Genomic DNA, 13,673 nt, shown 5'->3' with positions numbered 1-13,673 from the left:
CAAGCACGAACGGAGCAGCACGATGAGCACGGTGATCAAGTCGACCGGACCTGCGGCCGTGCCGCTCCGCTTCGCGACGCCCATCGGCGGCGTTGCCGGGACGAGCTTCAAGCCCGAGCATCTCCCGGCCATCCTCGCGGCAGGGCCTCGGCGCAGCTTCTTCGAGGTCCACGCCGAGAACTACATGGGCGCCGGCGGCCCGCCGCATCGCGCGCTGGAGGCGATCCGCCGCGACCATCCGCTCTCGCTGCATGGCGTGTGCATGTCGATCGGCGGGCCCCGGCCGCTCGACAAGACGCATCTGGCGCGCTTCCGCGGCCTGGTCGCGCGCTATCAGCCGTCGCTGGTCTCCGAGCATCTCGCCTGGTCGACGCATGAGACCAGCTTCTTCAACGATCTTCTGCCGCTGCCCTATACCGAGGCGACGCTGGCCTGCGTTTGCGATCACATCGACCAGGTGCAGGAGGCGATCCGCCGTCCGCTGCTCTTGGAAAACCCCTCGACCTATGTCGCGTTTCGCGAATCCTCGATGAGCGAGACCGAGTTCATCCGCGCCGTTGCCGAGCGCACCGGCTGCGGCCTGCTGCTCGACGTCAACAACGTGTTCGTATCCGCAACCAACCAGGGCTTCTCGGCGCTTGAGTATCTTGCGGAGTTTCCGCTGTCGCGGGTCGGGGAAATTCATCTCGCCGGCCATGCCGAGCAGGCCGACGACGAAGGCGACCTGCTGTTGATCGACAGCCATGACGGCCCGGTCGCGGACGCCGTCTGGAAACTCTACGAGATCGTGATCCAGCGCCGCGGCGCGGTGCCGACGCTGATCGAATGGGACAGCAAGATACCGGATTGGCCGGTCCTGCAGGCGGAAGCCGCCGCGGCCCAGGCGATCCTCGACCGTCATCAGTCCGCCATGCCGGCTGGAGACCGTCATGCCGCATGACGCCGGCCTGTCCTTCACCACTTCGTTCGCGCCGGCGCTGCTGGATCCGGCGCGCAGCACACCCGCGGACTTGACCGGCCCGAACGGCAAGGCCGCCGGCCGGCGCTACGACGTCTACCGCAACAACGTCACCGTCAGCCTGATCGACGCGCTGGCCGCGATCTATCCGGCGGCGCAGCGCATCACCGGCGCCGACTTCTTCCGCGCCATGGCGCGTACCCATGTCCGCGGCAATCCGCCGACATCGCCGCTGCTGTTCGCATACGGCCGCGACTTCCCGGAGTTCATCGCGCAGTATGAGCATGCGCAGGCCATGCCCTGGCTCGCCGACGTCGCCCGCATCGAGCGCGCCTGGCTCGATGCCTATCACGCCGCCGACGCGCTCCCGCTGTCGCCGGCCCGGCTGTCGGCGGTGACGCCCGATCGTTTGGCCGGTCTGGTGTTCATTCCGCACCCGGCGGCGCGATGCCTGCGCTCGCGATACGCGGCCGTGACGATCTTTGCCGCCAACCGCGACAATGCACCGGTCATGCGCATCGATGCCTCGACGCCGGAGGATGCCCTGATCACACGTCCCGAATTCGACGTCGCCGTGCGCCGCCTTCCGCCGGGCGGTGCAGTGTTCGCAGACTGCCTGATCTCGGGGCGGCCGCTCGGCGAGGCCGCGGCGTCGGCACTGGAAGCCTCAAGCGAATTCGACATCGCCGCGAACATCGCCGGACTGGTCGAGGCCGGCGCCTTCACCTCGCTCGCTTGCGGAGACCAATGATGATCACGGACCAGCACATGACCGCCGACAGCGGTCCGCCCTCGCCAGGATGGCTCGTCGACAGGGCCAATCATCTGGTGCAAACGATTGCCGTCCCTTCGCTGGTCCAACTCGTGCTGCGTATCGCGCTGGCCGTGCCGTTCTGGCGCTCGGGCATCCTCAAATGGGACGGCTTCCTCAGGCTCAACGACACCGCCGTGACGCTGTTCAGCGACGAGTTCATGCTGCATCTGCCGGGCGGGCCTTACCACTTTCCGGCGCCGACGGTGATGGCCTTCCTGTCGGGTTCGGGCGAGATCATGTTCCCGGTCCTGCTGGTGCTGGGACTCGGCACGCGGTTCGCAGCGCTCGGGCTGCTGTTCATGACGCTGATCGTGGAGCTCACGGTGCCCGACGGCTGGCCGATCCACCTCACCTGGGCCGCGATGGCGCTGGGCATCATGGCTCACGGGCCGGGGCGCCTTTCGCTCGACCATCTGCTCTGTCGCGCGCGATCGCCGGAGCGATAGCGCGCCCCCTCACATCCCGCTTAAGCCGCTATCGACCGCGAGGCTCTGCGCGGTCACGTAGACGCTTTCGTCCGAGAGGAAGAACAGCACGGCATAGGCGATCTCCCAGGCAGTGGCCTGACGGCCGAACGGGACGTGGCCCTTGCCGCGGGAGGGACGGCCGGCGCCGGCCTCGCGGCCGTTCGGGGTGTCGACGAGGCCGGGATAGACGAGGTTGGCGCGGATGCCGCGGCGTGACCCGAGATGGGCGATGTTGCGCATGAGGCCGCCGAGCGCAGCCTTGGAGGAATCGTACACCGCCATCTGCGAGCCGGCTTTCAGCGCGGCGATCGAGGAAATGAAGACGATGGCGCCGCCATCATCGAACTTCGGCATCGCGGCGCGGCAGCACAGCATGGGGCCGCGGACGTTGACGTCGTAGATTTTGTTCCACTCCTCGGGGCTGACGGCATCGAGCCCGACCTTGCCGAAGGTGCCGATGTTCAGCACCATGCCGTCGAGCCCGCCCATCACGCGATGGGCTTCCGCGATCATGCGAACGACGTCGGCCTCGGACGTCACATCGGCGGCGATGGCAAAGCCCTCGCCGCCTTCATCGGTGATGCGCTTGACGGTCTGCTCGGCAGAGCTGCGATTGAGGTCGGCGACCGCGACCTTGGCACCTTCGCGTGCGCACAGGATGCTCATGGCCCGGCCGTTGCCGATTGGATCGGTGGCGGCGTCGAAGACACGCTGTCCGCCGCCGACGATCAGGATGCGGCGCCCTTTCAGGCGTCCCCTGCCTGGGGCCTCGCCCAGCGATTCCGCGCTCGGCGGGCGGACGTAACGGTCCGGCTTGCTCTCGGTCTCCGCCATCTCAGCCACCCGGCCTCTTGCCGCCGTCATAGACCTTCATGCCGGCTGCGGGATCCAGATCGGTCTCGGTCGCCTCGGTGAGGCGCGCCATCATCATGTAGAAGCCGAGCGCGACGATGGATTCGACGATCTCCTGGTCGCTGAAGTGTCTTCGCGCAGCAGCGAAGGTCGCCTCCGCCACGCGGACGTTCTCGACCACTTCGCGGCCGAACTTCAGCAGCGCACGCTCGGCCTCACCCAGCGCGGTGGCGTCGTATTCTGCGCGCTCGACGGCATCGATCTGCTCTTGCGTGCAGCCGACGCCGAGCGCGATCGGCACGTGCTGGCGCCATTCATAGGCGCCACCTTCGAGCTGCGCGGCCTGGAGGATCAGCAGCTCGCGGTTGACGGCCGAGAGCTTCTGCTTGTGCAGGATCGAATTGCCGAGCCGCATCGCCGGGATCATGTTGGCCTCGGCGTGGGCCATCATGCGGAAGATGTTGAGCTTGACCGGCATGCGGTCGAACGAGGCGCGGATATCGCCGCCCGTCGTCTCCGGATCAATCAGGGGCAGCCTTGCCACGCGTTTCTCCCTTGGGCTTTCGTTTCTTGTTGTCGTCGTCATGGCCTGCCGCGATCAGCGACAGGAAGAAGGCGAGATAGCGGTCGATCGCCTCGATCACCTTCGCACGCGGCGAGGGCGCCGCGCCCATCACGTAATGTTCGAGACGAATGTAGATCAGGCCAGCGGCGAACAGCCGCGCGGTCTCGCGCGGATCGGGCGTCGAGATCAGGCCGGCGAGCGAGAAGCCCCGGAAATAATCCGTCATCAGGCTCTGTTCGCGCGCATAGAAATGATCGGCGAATTTGGCACGGATGCCGGGGACGCGGTTGCGCTCGGCGGTGATCACCTTCTGGAACTGGTGCTCGCGCGGATCGGACCATTGCTCGACGAGGTCGAGCGCGAACTGACGGCAGAACGCGGCGGGCTGTCGCGCGAGCTGCCTGTAGCGCGGCTCCTCCAGCCGGCTCGCCGAGCTGGCGGGACCGTGCTCGGCGACGATCGCCTCCAGGATCGCCGCCTTGCCGGGGAAATGATTGTAGAGGCTGCTCTCGCGGATGCCGACGCGGCGCGCCAGCTCGCGCATCGAGGCGCCGCCATAGCCGCTCTGCGCGAACAGGTTGAGCGCCTCGGTGAGGATGCGCTCGCGGGTGGTGGGCGCAGCCGCTTCCGCCGCGCTGGAGGTGTGGACAGCCATGTGGCTTGACTAACGAACGATCGTTCGCTAGTCAACCGTACGAACGATCGTTCGTTTCGCCAGTCTGGCGGCAACGGTCGCGGCCCGCAAGATCGCTTTCGGGCAATGTTCTCGCGTTTCAACTCCGCTCCTTCGAGAGGCGGAGAGCAATTTTGGGAGACGACGTCATGGCGCGCTTCGCCCGCCTTCGGCTGCATGCGGCTTGCATCCTGTTGCCGCTGCTCGCAGCAAGCACTGCCCAGGCCCAAAGCGCGAAATACGATCCCGGCGCCGACGACAAGACCATCAAGATCGGCACCACCGCGCCGCTGAGCGGCCCGGTATCGGCCTTCGCGCAGATCGCGAAATCGGCGGAGGCCTATTTCCGGAAAGTCAATGACGAGGGCGGCGTCAACGGACGGCGTATCCAGATGATCATCGCGGACGACGCCTACAGCCCGCCGAAGACGGTGGAGCAGACCCGGCGACTGGTCGAGAGCGAGGAAGTGCTCTTGATCTTCGGCGGTGTCGGTACGCCGACCAACAGCGCCGTGCACAAATATCTCAACGACCGCAAGGTGCCGCAGCTCTTCCTCGGCTCGGGCGCGGCCAAGTGGGACGACCCGAAGAATTTCCCGTGGACCGTCGGCTGGCAGCCGACCTATCGCGACGAGGCGATCGCCTACGCCAAGTACATCAAGGCGAGCCACGCGAATGCGAAGATCGGCGTGCTCTACCAGAACGACGATCTCGGCAAGGACTATCTGAAGGCGCTGGAGGAAGGGCTCGGCGGCGGCGAGGCGATTGTCGCGCGGGCAGCTTACGAGACCTCGGCGCCAACCATCGACACCCAGATCCTGCAATTGAAGACCGCAGGCGCGGATGTCGTGCTCGTCGCGGCGACGCCGAAATTCGCGGCGCAGGCGATCCGCAAGATCGGCGAGATCGGCTGGAAACCCGTGACCATCATTTCCAACGTCTCCGCCTCGATCAGCGGCGTGCTGGAGCCGGCCGGCAAGGACAATTCCACCGGCGTCATCTCCAGCCAATACCTGAAGGACGCCACCGACCCCGCGCTGAAGGACGATGCCGGCTACAAGGAGTGGCTGGCGTTCATGGACAAGTACATGCCGGACGCCAACAAGAGCGACTGGCTCAACGTCTACGGCTACACCATCGCGCAGACGCTGGTGACGGTGCTGAAGGCATCAGGCAACGACCTCACCCGCGCCAACGTCATGAAGCAGGCGACCACCATGAAAGACGTGCGCCTGCCGATGCTGATCAACGGCACCGCCGTGAGCAATTCGCCCGAGCGCTTTACGCCGATGACGAGTCTTCAATTGATCCGTTTTGACGGCACGCGCTGGGTGCCGTTCGGTGATCTCCTGAAGAACTGATCATGCGGCAGATCAAGGTTGGCAGCATGCGGGTCGATCTCGTCAGCGAGATCCCCGCGCTTGCCTTCGACAAAAGCTGGCTGTTCGCCAACGTCACCGACGCGGTGATCGCGGAGAACCGGAGCTGGCTCGACCACCGCTATATCGAGCCGGAGACTGGCCGCTTCATTCTCAGCCACCATTCCTACCTGGTGCGCACGCCGCGCTGGACCGCGATCGTCGACACCTGCTGCGGCAATCACAAGCATCGACCGCGCGTGCCGGCATGGAACAACCTGAATCAGCCCTATCTCAGAAACCTGCAGGCGCTGGGCGTTGCCCCTGAACAGGTCGATTTCGTGATGTGCACGCACCTGCATGTCGATCACGTCGGCTGGAACACGCGCCTCGTGGACGGGCGCTGGGTGCCGACCTTCCCCAACGCGCGCTATCTGATGGGGCGGGACGAGTACCGCCATTTCGAGGCCGCGCACAATGCTGCGCCGAACACCCCGGTGAACCATGGTTCGTTCGAGGATTCCGTGCTGCCGGTGGTCGCGGCCGGCCTCGCCGAACTCGTCGAGACCGACCACCGCCTGTTCAGCGATCGTGACGCCGCCCTGCGCTTCGCGCCGGCGCCGGGCCACACCGCCGGCAACATGCAGATCCACCTCAACGGCGGCCACGATCACGCGGTGATGTCGGGCGACGTCATCCATCATCCGATCCAGTGCGCCGCGCCGTGGCTGTCGAATGCCGCCGACGTCGATCCGGCTGCGGCACTCGCAACGCGAATGGCGCTGCTGGAGGAACTGGCGGACACGCCGAGCTATCTGCTCACCGGCCATTTTCCGGCACCGACTGCGGGACGCGTGATCCGGCACGGCGAGGCCTACCGATTTCGTTTCGAGGATTAGACTATGAAGCTGAGTTCGATCGGCGGCCCCGGAGTTCACCTCTCCCTATGGGAGAGGTGATCCGAGCTCGTGGCTCGCATCGATTCAACCAAAACCTATTCTTCTTCCGGAGATGCCACATGATGCTGCGCACGGTCACGCTCTCACTGCTCGCATTGGTGTTCACGGCCCTGCCGGCACGGGCCGAGGACCCCACCGCCTACCCCACCCGCAAGATCAAGATGCTGCTGCCCTATGCGGCCGGCGGCGGCGGCGACGTGGTCGGCCGGCTGCTCGCCGACAGGATGAGCAAGACGCTCGGACAGACCATCTATATCGAGAACCACACCGGCGCGGCCGGCACGCTTGGCACGCAGATGGTCGCGACATCTCCGAATGACGGCTACACCATCACCGTCGGCGGCATGACCACGCATGTGCTTGCCCCCGCGATCTATCCAAAACTGCCCTACGATCCGATCAAGGATTTCACGACCATCGGGCGTGTCGGCACCTCCTCGATCATGCTGGTCGCGACCAGGAATTTTGCCGCCAATGACATCAAGGGCCTCGTCGCGCTGGCCAAGAAAGGCGAGCCGATCCAGTACGGCAGCTGGGGCGTCGGCTCGACCGGGCAATTCTGCGCGGAGATCCTGATGCAGCAGACCGGCATCAAGATGGATCACGTGCCGTTCAACGGCATCGCGAAGCTTGCCGGCGATCTGCTCGGCGGCCACATCTCCCTTGCGACGCTCGACGTCGCGACGGCGACGCCGCTGGTGAAGGACGGCTCGATCAAGGCGCTCGCCGCCTGCGGCGAACGTTCGCCGAGCCTGCCTGATGTCGCCAGCTACAAGGAACAGGGCGTGCCATTCGACCGCAGCCTGTCCTGGGCGATGTATGCGCCGGCGGGACTCGCTCCGCCGACCGCGCAGAAATTATCGGCTGCGCTGAAAGAAGCGCTCGACGACACCGTCGTGAAGCAGAAGCTGCTCGGACTCGGCATCACGCCCCAATTCGTCTCCGGCGAGGAGCAGCGCGACATCAATGCCCGCGACATCACGGCCTGGAAGCAGGTTGCCAAGGACGCCGGGATCGAGGTCAAGTGAGCAGCAGGTTGCCTGCAGCCCATCCTTCGAGACGCCCGCCTGCGGCGGGCCCTCAGGATGAGGTCACGTTTTGCGGCAAGATTTCAGACCCTCATGGTGAGGAGCCCGCCAAAGCGGGCGTCTCGAACCATGCAGGCCGTGCTCATGCGACAGCCCTCCGCTGTCTTGTGCGATAGCACTGAGGTGATTGGGATTAAAAAAGGAGCGCGGGCATGAGCCGCATCTTCGGCGCGGTGCGCCAGAACGGATATGTGGTGCGGGACATCCACGCCGCGATGACGCACTGGATCGAGGTGATGGGCGTCGGCCCCTGGTACTACATGGACTGGGTCAAGACCGACTGGTTCCGCCATCGCGGTCAGGATTCCGCGGTCGAGATGAGCATTGCCCTCGCCAATTCCGGCGATCTCCAGATCGAGCTGATCCAGCAGCGCAACGACGCGCCTTCGCTGTACAAGGAATTCTTGGACGCCGGGCACGAAGGGCTCCAGCACATGTCGTACTGGAGCCACGACTATCAGGCGCTCTACGACAAGGCACTCGGGCTCGGCTACAGGATCGGCCATGAGGGCCAGATCGGCGGTGACAAGGGGCGCTTTGCCTATTTCGACACGCAGGCGCATCCGGGTACGGTGATCGAGATCTCCGACATCAGCGGCACCAAGGGACCGTTCTTCGAGAAGGTCCGGCAGGCCGCGATGAACTGGGACGGCACGCGGCCGATCCGCGAAGTCGGCGGGAGCCGATCGTAGGCTTGATCACCGGCTTGGTCGGCGTCGTTCGAAGCGCGCAAGACGACGTAAGGACCGAGGCCAAATCATGCTAGTCTGAAGCCGTGTCCGAACCTTCAGGGAGGCAATCATGTCCGAAACTGACAAGGTTTTCGCCGGCTCGATTCCAAGACTCTACGACGAATATCTCGTCCCGATGATCTTCGCCGTTTACGCCGAGGACATCGCAAGACGCGTCGCTGCACTCTCGCCCTCCGTGCTGCTGGAGATCGCGGCAGGCACCGGCGCGGTGACACGCGCCGTGGCGGCGGCGCTGCCGGGCGGCATCCGCTACGTTGCGACCGATCTGAACGAGCCGATGCTGGCTGTTGCCGCGCAGCGCCAGGCGGGTGATGATCGCATCACCTGGCGCCAGGCGGACGGAATGGCCCTGCCCTTCGGTGATGCCGAGTTCGACGCGGTCTGTTGCCAATTCGGCGCAATGTTCTTTCCGGACCGGATCAAGGCTTACGGAGAGGTGAAGCGAGTCCTGAAGCCGGACGGCACGTTCGTCTTCAACGTCTGGGATCGTATCGAGGACAATGTGCTCACGCAGGAAGCGATGGTCGCACTCGAAAAGCTGTTTCCCGACGATCCGCCCCGTTTCATGATCCGGACGCCGCACGGCTATTACGACAAGACCGTCATCAGAGGCGACCTCGAACGGGCGGGCTTCCGTGACATATCGATCGAAACCCGGTCTGAGATCAGCCGCGCGCCGTCGGCCGAATATGTCGCCATTGCGCTCTGCCAGGGCACGCCGCTGCGCAGCGAGATCGAAGCAAAGGATGCCAGCAAGCTCCAGGCTGCGACTGATATCGTTGCCGAGGCGATCCGGACGCGCCATGGCTCCGGCCCGGTCGAGGGCAAGATCCAGGCTATCGTGATCGAGGCGCGCGCGTAATTGCCGAAGCCGCCATCCACTGCGCCCTCGGCTCGCCTTCGAGACCAACGGCGTGAGCATCCATCCGGCCCGGGGGCGCAAACCTGCGGCCTCCCGGCGATCGCCGCCATAACAAAATCTCGCAGTCTCTAACACCGGACCGACCGATCGCCGGCGGACGACTGCCTGCGCGTTTTCGGCGCGATTTCCACGGCTCCGCAGAAGCTAACGACCTATAACAACCCATAACGAGCAATTTCCGGCGGCCCGCGCCAATTTGGTTGCACGACGAGCGGCCAGCCGACCTTGCGAGCACGCAGCGCAGTGTCGAGACACAGGGCCGTGAAGCCTCGAGCCTGCAACCCGATGAGGAGTTCCGGAGATGACCAATAACCAGATCGTCGATTCAAGTTTCACCGCCATCATCAACGCACCGATCGACCGGATCGACATACCCGAATGGTGCTTCAACCTGCCGGAACGCGAGTATCAGGGCTGCTCGCCTGCGCACATCGCCGCGGGCTTCACGACGGCCCCGAACGGCAAGCGGATGTCCATCAATGTCGAGATCATCGGCGGCAGCCTCATGGTGCAGCACTATGTCGAGACGCTGGGCGAGAAGGACCATCTGATCCTCGATTCCACCTCCGATGTGTTCACGCCCAATGGACGCACCACCATTCACGTGACCTGGGAGTTGAGCGTGAAGGAGATCGAGCCCGGCAAGTGCGAGTTCACCAACCGCGTCAGGTCGTACGCGACGGACGAGTTCATGGCGTTCATCGGCAAGCAGGGCATTCCCTTCGACCTCTTCCGCGCCCAGCGCCAGCCCGCCTCGATCGCGCACAATCAGGGCGAAACGCCTCTGTTCGCCGCCAGCATCGAGCGCGCGGCCCTGGCGAACGCCTGACAACGGAGAGTCTCATGACAGACCTGTCCTACGACAAGACCGTCACGGCGCTCCTGGTGGTTGATCCCTATAACGACTTCATTTCGGAAGGAGGCAAGATCTGGCCGCGGATCAAGGCCGTCGCCGAATCGAACAATTGCGTTCCACACATGCAGCAGGTTCTGCAGGCCGCGCGCGACGCGAAGCTTCGCGTCTTCTACGCCATGCATCATCGCTACCGCGAAGGCGATTATGCATCCTGGAAGTACATTGCGCCGATCCAGCGGAGAGCGTGGAAGAACAGGAGCTTCGAATTCGGCACCTGGGGCGGCGAGTTCCGCGCCGAGTTCGTGCCGGCGCCCGGCGAGATCGTCGCCAGCGAGCATTGGTGCTCCAGCGGCTTCGCCAATACCGATCTGGATCTCCAGCTGAAGCGGCATGGCGTCCAGCGACTGATCGTCATCGGATTGATCGCGCACACCTGCATCGAAGCGACCGTCCGCTTTGCTGCCGAGCTCGGCTACGACGTCACCGTCGTCAAGGATGCGGTTGCCGACTACTCCGAAGAGATGATGCACGCAGCGCTCGACATCAACATGCCGAACTACGCCAGTGCCATCGTGACCACGGACGAGATCGTCGCGGCGCTGTCATCAAGCCGGGTGGCAATCATCGCTGCCGAATGAGCTGGATCAACGAAAGATCGGGACGGTTGATCGGACCGGATCGGCCGGTATCCCGGCAGAGATGCTCGCGCGCCGGCGAGGGCAACAAGCCCGAATGCGCCCGAACATCCTCGCAACATCTATGGAGACCACAATGACCCGACAGATCACCATCGAGAAGCCGCTGCCAGCATTCTGGACCGCCACGTTCAACAATCCGCCCATCAACCTGATCGATCCGGACACGATTGGCGAACTGCAGGATCTGCTTGCAGCGCTCGAAACCGACGCGCATGTGAAGGTTGTCGTATTCCGGAGTGCCGACCCTGACTTCTTTCTCGCGCATTGGGACGTGCTTGCCGACAAGACCAAGGTCGCGGCGATGCCGCCCGGTCCGACCGGAATGCACCCGTGGATCGATGTGCTCGTGAGGCTGTCGCGGGCACCGGTCGGCTCCATCGCCGAGATCCGTGGCCGCGCACGCGGGGCGGGAAGCGAATTCGTCCTCGCCTGCGATATGCGCTTCGCCAGTCGCGAGCGCGCAATCCTGGGGCAGTTCGAGGTCGGGCTCGGCTCGGTACCCGGTGGAAATCCGATGGCGCGGCTGGCCGGCTTGATGGGGCGCGGGCGCGGGCTGGAGGTGATCTTGGGCGCCGACGACTTTTCAGCCGACCTGGCTGAGCGCTACGGCTACGTCAATAGAGCCCTGCCGGACAGCGAGATCGAGGCGTTCGTCGATGCGCTTGCCCGTCGTCTCGCCTCGTTCGAAAAGCATGCGCTGGTCGGTGCCAAGGCCCTGATGAACGACGTCACGCTGCCGGCGGACAGCGTCTTTCCGGCGGCGCTGTCGGCTTTCTTCAGCTCGGCCTCCCACCCAGCCACCCGCGCGCGCGCGGTGGCTCTGGTCGAGCGCGGCCTTCAGCTCCGTTCCGACATTGAGCTGCGGCTGGGTCAGGCTGTGGCCGACCTCGGATGATGTCCGCAGCGACAATGCGCGCGGCGCTTCCTTACCAAAAGCCGCGCTGCATCGGCTGCGCCGGCGCATAATACTGATACTGGCTGCGCCTGCGCGGATTGGCCGGCTGGACGTACGGATCACGCTGCTGGAAGAAGAAGAAGCCGTTACCGCCGTTGTCCCAGCCGTCATCGCTCGCGATCATGGCAGGCGCGGTCGGCTTGCGCGTGATGAAACCGCCCTGCGGCTCGTTGCTCAGCACCGCGACGAACTCGGTGCGGTAATTGGTCTCGCTGCTCAGGGGCTCATCCGAGACGGCGATCGACGAGCGCGGCAACGCGGTCGGTCCGATGCGATCCCACACGTCCTGCGGGATGGTGATGCGATCGAGCGCGTTCCTCGCCTCGTCGCCGTTCTCGATCGTGACCACGCTCCAGCGCAGGCCCGTATCGGTCTTCGCCATCGCCGTGAAGATATGCGTGCCGAGCGGCTGGTCGGGATTTCTGATCGTGACGGGAACCTCGATGCTGGTGTCGAACACCTCGCCGCCGCCGTCGGGCGCCGGCTTGTGCGTGTTCCGCCGCACGTAGAGCTTCTGCGTCGCGCGGCTGATGTAAACCGAGACCGGCTCGCCTGCGAGCTTCGCGTCGGTCGCCGCCTTGGCCGCGTCGGCTTTCCGGGTCGCGGCGGCCTTGGCGGCTTCCTTCGTGGCGGCCACTGCATCGCGCTTCGGCTGCGCGGCGGCCCTGGCGGCGTCGAGCTGTGTCGCCGCGTCGGCGGCCCTGGCCGCCACCTTTTGCTTCAGCTCCTCGGCCTTGGCGCGGGCCTGATCGTTCTTGGCGTTCGCGAGCGTCCTGTCGGCGAAGGCGAGCTCGGCATCTGCGCGGGCCTTCTGCTGTTCCAGCTTGCGCAGCGCGGCGGGAAGCGAGGCGGCTTCCTTCGCGGCTGCGGCAGCAGCCTTCTTGGCCGCATCGGCTGCCCTTGTGGCCTCCTCGGCCTCGGTGGAGAGCTTGTCGGCCCGGCCGGGCGCTGCCGCGATGGCGTCCGGCTTCGGCACGAACAGCGAGGGATGAGAGAAGTCGGTCGGGGCCGCGTCATACGGCGAGATGATCACACGCATCCCGATATTCATCTTCTCGAACAGGTTCTCGGCAAAGCCGAACGGCATGCGCACGCAGCCGTGCGAAGCGGCATAGCCAGGCAGCGGCCCGCCATGCAGCGCGATACCGTTCCAGGTGATGCGCAGCATGTTCGGCATCCAGGCATCGTCGTACATGGTCGAGCGGTGGTCCTTGTCCTTCTCGACGATGGCGAACACGCCGGCCGGCGTTTCGCGGCCCGTCGTGCCGGTCGACACCGGCGCCCGCATGATCCAGCCGTCGGCATCGTAGAAAGTGACCTGCTGGCTCTTGATCGACACGATCGCCATGACCGGCTCGCCGGCCTGGCGCGGCGCCACGGCCTCGGCCGTCTGGCGCGGCTGCTTGGCGGCGGTCGCCGGGGTCGCCGTCAATGCGACCATTGCCGCCAACGCCACAATTCCGGGAGGCCCCCAACGCCGCATCGCCAGGGTGGGTCGCGCCGTCGTCAGTCGGTTTCTCATGCCATCCTCGGTCGAATTGCCAGTCCGCCTGTGTCGATCACGCGTCAGATTGGAATCATTGGATTAAGAAATCGCAGCCGCCTTACGTTCCGTCTGTGGCGAGATTCGGCACGTTCCGGCGATAAATCTCTCATATACGACGGTTTGCGCAGGCGGAAGGCGGCCTTCGGCGGGACTGGCCCGAAGCTGGCGTCGATCACTGCGGCAGAATGTCCGGGTCACCTTTTGGTGCAG

At 65.1% G+C, this 13,673-nt stretch carries 15 protein-coding genes; 11 read left to right on the top strand and 4 right to left on the bottom strand.

Features of this window, described 5'->3' with window-relative positions:
• The first annotated feature begins 22 nt into the window (after window positions 1–22).
• From bufB to ACSHT2_RS26735, 3 genes are read left to right on the top strand one after another with little or no spacing between them, the layout of a single operon-like run.
• Window positions 23–940, top strand: coding sequence for an MNIO family bufferin maturase (bufB, locus tag ACSHT2_RS26745; RefSeq protein ID WP_440637608.1), 918 nt, complete (start codon window positions 23–25; stop codon window positions 938–940).
• Window positions 930–1,709: an HvfC/BufC N-terminal domain-containing protein gene (locus ACSHT2_RS26740; protein ID WP_440637606.1), complete on the top strand. Its 780-nt coding sequence runs from the start codon at window positions 930–932 to the stop codon at window positions 1,707–1,709. The genes bufB and ACSHT2_RS26740 overlap by 11 nt, the downstream gene beginning before the upstream one ends.
• Window positions 1,709–2,218 (top strand): DoxX family protein, encoded by a 510-nt coding sequence (locus ACSHT2_RS26735; RefSeq protein ID WP_440642941.1) that lies wholly within the window; start codon window positions 1,709–1,711, stop codon window positions 2,216–2,218. Before ACSHT2_RS26740 ends, ACSHT2_RS26735 begins: the two co-directional genes overlap by 1 nt.
• A 9-nt stretch (window positions 2,219–2,227) precedes the next feature.
• On the opposite strand, the gene ACSHT2_RS26730 is transcribed toward ACSHT2_RS26735, so the two are convergent.
• The 3 genes from ACSHT2_RS26730 to ACSHT2_RS26720 are packed head-to-tail and all read right to left on the bottom strand — an operon-like array spanning window position 2,228 to window position 4,311.
• The gene (locus ACSHT2_RS26730; RefSeq protein WP_440642940.1) at window positions 2,228–3,073 is read right to left on the bottom strand and encodes an SDR family NAD(P)-dependent oxidoreductase; all 846 of its coding nucleotides are present in this window, start codon (window positions 3,071–3,073) and stop codon (window positions 2,228–2,230) included.
• 1 nt (window position 3,074) lies between these two features.
• Window positions 3,075–3,635, bottom strand: coding sequence for a carboxymuconolactone decarboxylase family protein (locus ACSHT2_RS26725; RefSeq protein ID WP_440637604.1), 561 nt, complete (start codon window positions 3,633–3,635; stop codon window positions 3,075–3,077).
• Complete coding sequence (locus ACSHT2_RS26720; protein WP_440637602.1) at window positions 3,613–4,311, bottom strand: TetR/AcrR family transcriptional regulator; 699 nt, start codon at window positions 4,309–4,311, stop codon at window positions 3,613–3,615. Before ACSHT2_RS26720 ends, ACSHT2_RS26725 begins: the two co-directional genes overlap by 23 nt.
• A gap of 167 nt (window positions 4,312–4,478) precedes the next feature.
• Here ACSHT2_RS26720 and ACSHT2_RS26715 point away from each other — a divergent pair, with 167 nt between their 5' ends.
• From ACSHT2_RS26715 to ACSHT2_RS26680, 8 genes are all read left to right on the top strand, one after another.
• A complete protein-coding gene (locus ACSHT2_RS26715) occupies window positions 4,479–5,690 on the top strand; it encodes an ABC transporter substrate-binding protein (RefSeq protein WP_440637600.1) in 1,212 nt (403 codons plus the stop codon).
• 2 nt (window positions 5,691–5,692) lie between these two features.
• A complete protein-coding gene (locus tag ACSHT2_RS26710; RefSeq protein ID WP_440637598.1) occupies window positions 5,693–6,586 on the top strand; it encodes an MBL fold metallo-hydrolase in 894 nt (297 codons plus the stop codon).
• Between the two features lie 119 nt (window positions 6,587–6,705).
• The gene (locus tag ACSHT2_RS26705; RefSeq protein WP_440637596.1) at window positions 6,706–7,674 is read left to right on the top strand and encodes a Bug family tripartite tricarboxylate transporter substrate binding protein; all 969 of its coding nucleotides are present in this window, start codon (window positions 6,706–6,708) and stop codon (window positions 7,672–7,674) included.
• 212 nt (window positions 7,675–7,886) lie between these two features.
• Window positions 7,887–8,426, top strand: coding sequence for a VOC family protein (locus ACSHT2_RS26700; RefSeq protein ID WP_440637594.1), 540 nt, complete (start codon window positions 7,887–7,889; stop codon window positions 8,424–8,426).
• Window positions 8,427–8,535: 109 nt separating this feature from the next.
• Window positions 8,536–9,348, top strand: a complete 813-nt coding sequence (locus ACSHT2_RS26695; RefSeq protein ID WP_440637592.1) for a class I SAM-dependent methyltransferase — start codon at window positions 8,536–8,538, stop codon at window positions 9,346–9,348.
• Between the two features lie 361 nt (window positions 9,349–9,709).
• Window positions 9,710–10,237: a hypothetical protein gene (locus ACSHT2_RS26690; protein ID WP_440637590.1), complete on the top strand. Its 528-nt coding sequence runs from the start codon at window positions 9,710–9,712 to the stop codon at window positions 10,235–10,237.
• Window positions 10,238–10,251: 14 nt separating this feature from the next.
• A complete protein-coding gene (locus tag ACSHT2_RS26685) occupies window positions 10,252–10,902 on the top strand; it encodes an isochorismatase family cysteine hydrolase (protein WP_440637588.1) in 651 nt (216 codons plus the stop codon).
• Window positions 10,903–11,035: 133 nt separating this feature from the next.
• Window positions 11,036–11,857, top strand: coding sequence for an enoyl-CoA hydratase/isomerase family protein (locus ACSHT2_RS26680; RefSeq protein ID WP_440637586.1), 822 nt, complete (start codon window positions 11,036–11,038; stop codon window positions 11,855–11,857).
• Window positions 11,858–11,888: 31 nt separating this feature from the next.
• On the opposite strand, the gene ACSHT2_RS26675 is transcribed toward ACSHT2_RS26680, so the two are convergent.
• Window positions 11,889–13,439, bottom strand: a complete 1,551-nt coding sequence (locus ACSHT2_RS26675) for a L,D-transpeptidase (protein ID WP_440637584.1) — start codon at window positions 13,437–13,439, stop codon at window positions 11,889–11,891.
• Window positions 13,440–13,673: the final 234 nt, after the last annotated feature.

Origin of the sequence: Bradyrhizobium sp. PUT101, from assembly GCF_052043945.1 — a bacterium.
GTDB lineage: Bacteria > Pseudomonadota > Alphaproteobacteria > Rhizobiales > Xanthobacteraceae > Bradyrhizobium.
Note: the sequence above shows the minus strand (reverse complement) of the source record. Positions and strands in the feature narration are given on the sequence as shown.

What these genes read in the sequence shown, in the direction of transcription:
- ACSHT2_RS26690 (WP_440637590.1), top strand. Translation starts at nt 9,710, where the DNA reads ATGACCAATAACCAGATCGTCGATTCAAGTTTCACCGCCATCATCAAC.
- ACSHT2_RS26720 (WP_440637602.1), bottom strand. Translation starts at nt 4,311, where the DNA reads ATGGCTGTCCACACCTCCAGCGCGGCGGAAGCGGCTGCGCCCACCACC.
- ACSHT2_RS26680 (WP_440637586.1), top strand. Translation starts at nt 11,036, where the DNA reads ATGACCCGACAGATCACCATCGAGAAGCCGCTGCCAGCATTCTGGACC.
- ACSHT2_RS26715 (WP_440637600.1), top strand. Translation starts at nt 4,479, where the DNA reads ATGGCGCGCTTCGCCCGCCTTCGGCTGCATGCGGCTTGCATCCTGTTG.
- ACSHT2_RS26730 (WP_440642940.1), bottom strand. Translation starts at nt 3,073, where the DNA reads ATGGCGGAGACCGAGAGCAAGCCGGACCGTTACGTCCGCCCGCCGAGC.
- ACSHT2_RS26705 (WP_440637596.1), top strand. Translation starts at nt 6,706, where the DNA reads ATGATGCTGCGCACGGTCACGCTCTCACTGCTCGCATTGGTGTTCACG.
- ACSHT2_RS26700 (WP_440637594.1), top strand. Translation starts at nt 7,887, where the DNA reads ATGAGCCGCATCTTCGGCGCGGTGCGCCAGAACGGATATGTGGTGCGG.
- ACSHT2_RS26675 (WP_440637584.1), bottom strand. Translation starts at nt 13,439, where the DNA reads ATGAGAAACCGACTGACGACGGCGCGACCCACCCTGGCGATGCGGCGT.
- ACSHT2_RS26685 (WP_440637588.1), top strand. Translation starts at nt 10,252, where the DNA reads ATGACAGACCTGTCCTACGACAAGACCGTCACGGCGCTCCTGGTGGTT.
- ACSHT2_RS26695 (WP_440637592.1), top strand. Translation starts at nt 8,536, where the DNA reads ATGTCCGAAACTGACAAGGTTTTCGCCGGCTCGATTCCAAGACTCTAC.
- ACSHT2_RS26735 (WP_440642941.1), top strand. Translation starts at nt 1,709, where the DNA reads ATGATCACGGACCAGCACATGACCGCCGACAGCGGTCCGCCCTCGCCA.
- ACSHT2_RS26710 (WP_440637598.1), top strand. Translation starts at nt 5,693, where the DNA reads ATGCGGCAGATCAAGGTTGGCAGCATGCGGGTCGATCTCGTCAGCGAG.
- bufB (WP_440637608.1), top strand. Translation starts at nt 23, where the DNA reads ATGAGCACGGTGATCAAGTCGACCGGACCTGCGGCCGTGCCGCTCCGC.
- ACSHT2_RS26740 (WP_440637606.1), top strand. Translation starts at nt 930, where the DNA reads ATGCCGCATGACGCCGGCCTGTCCTTCACCACTTCGTTCGCGCCGGCG.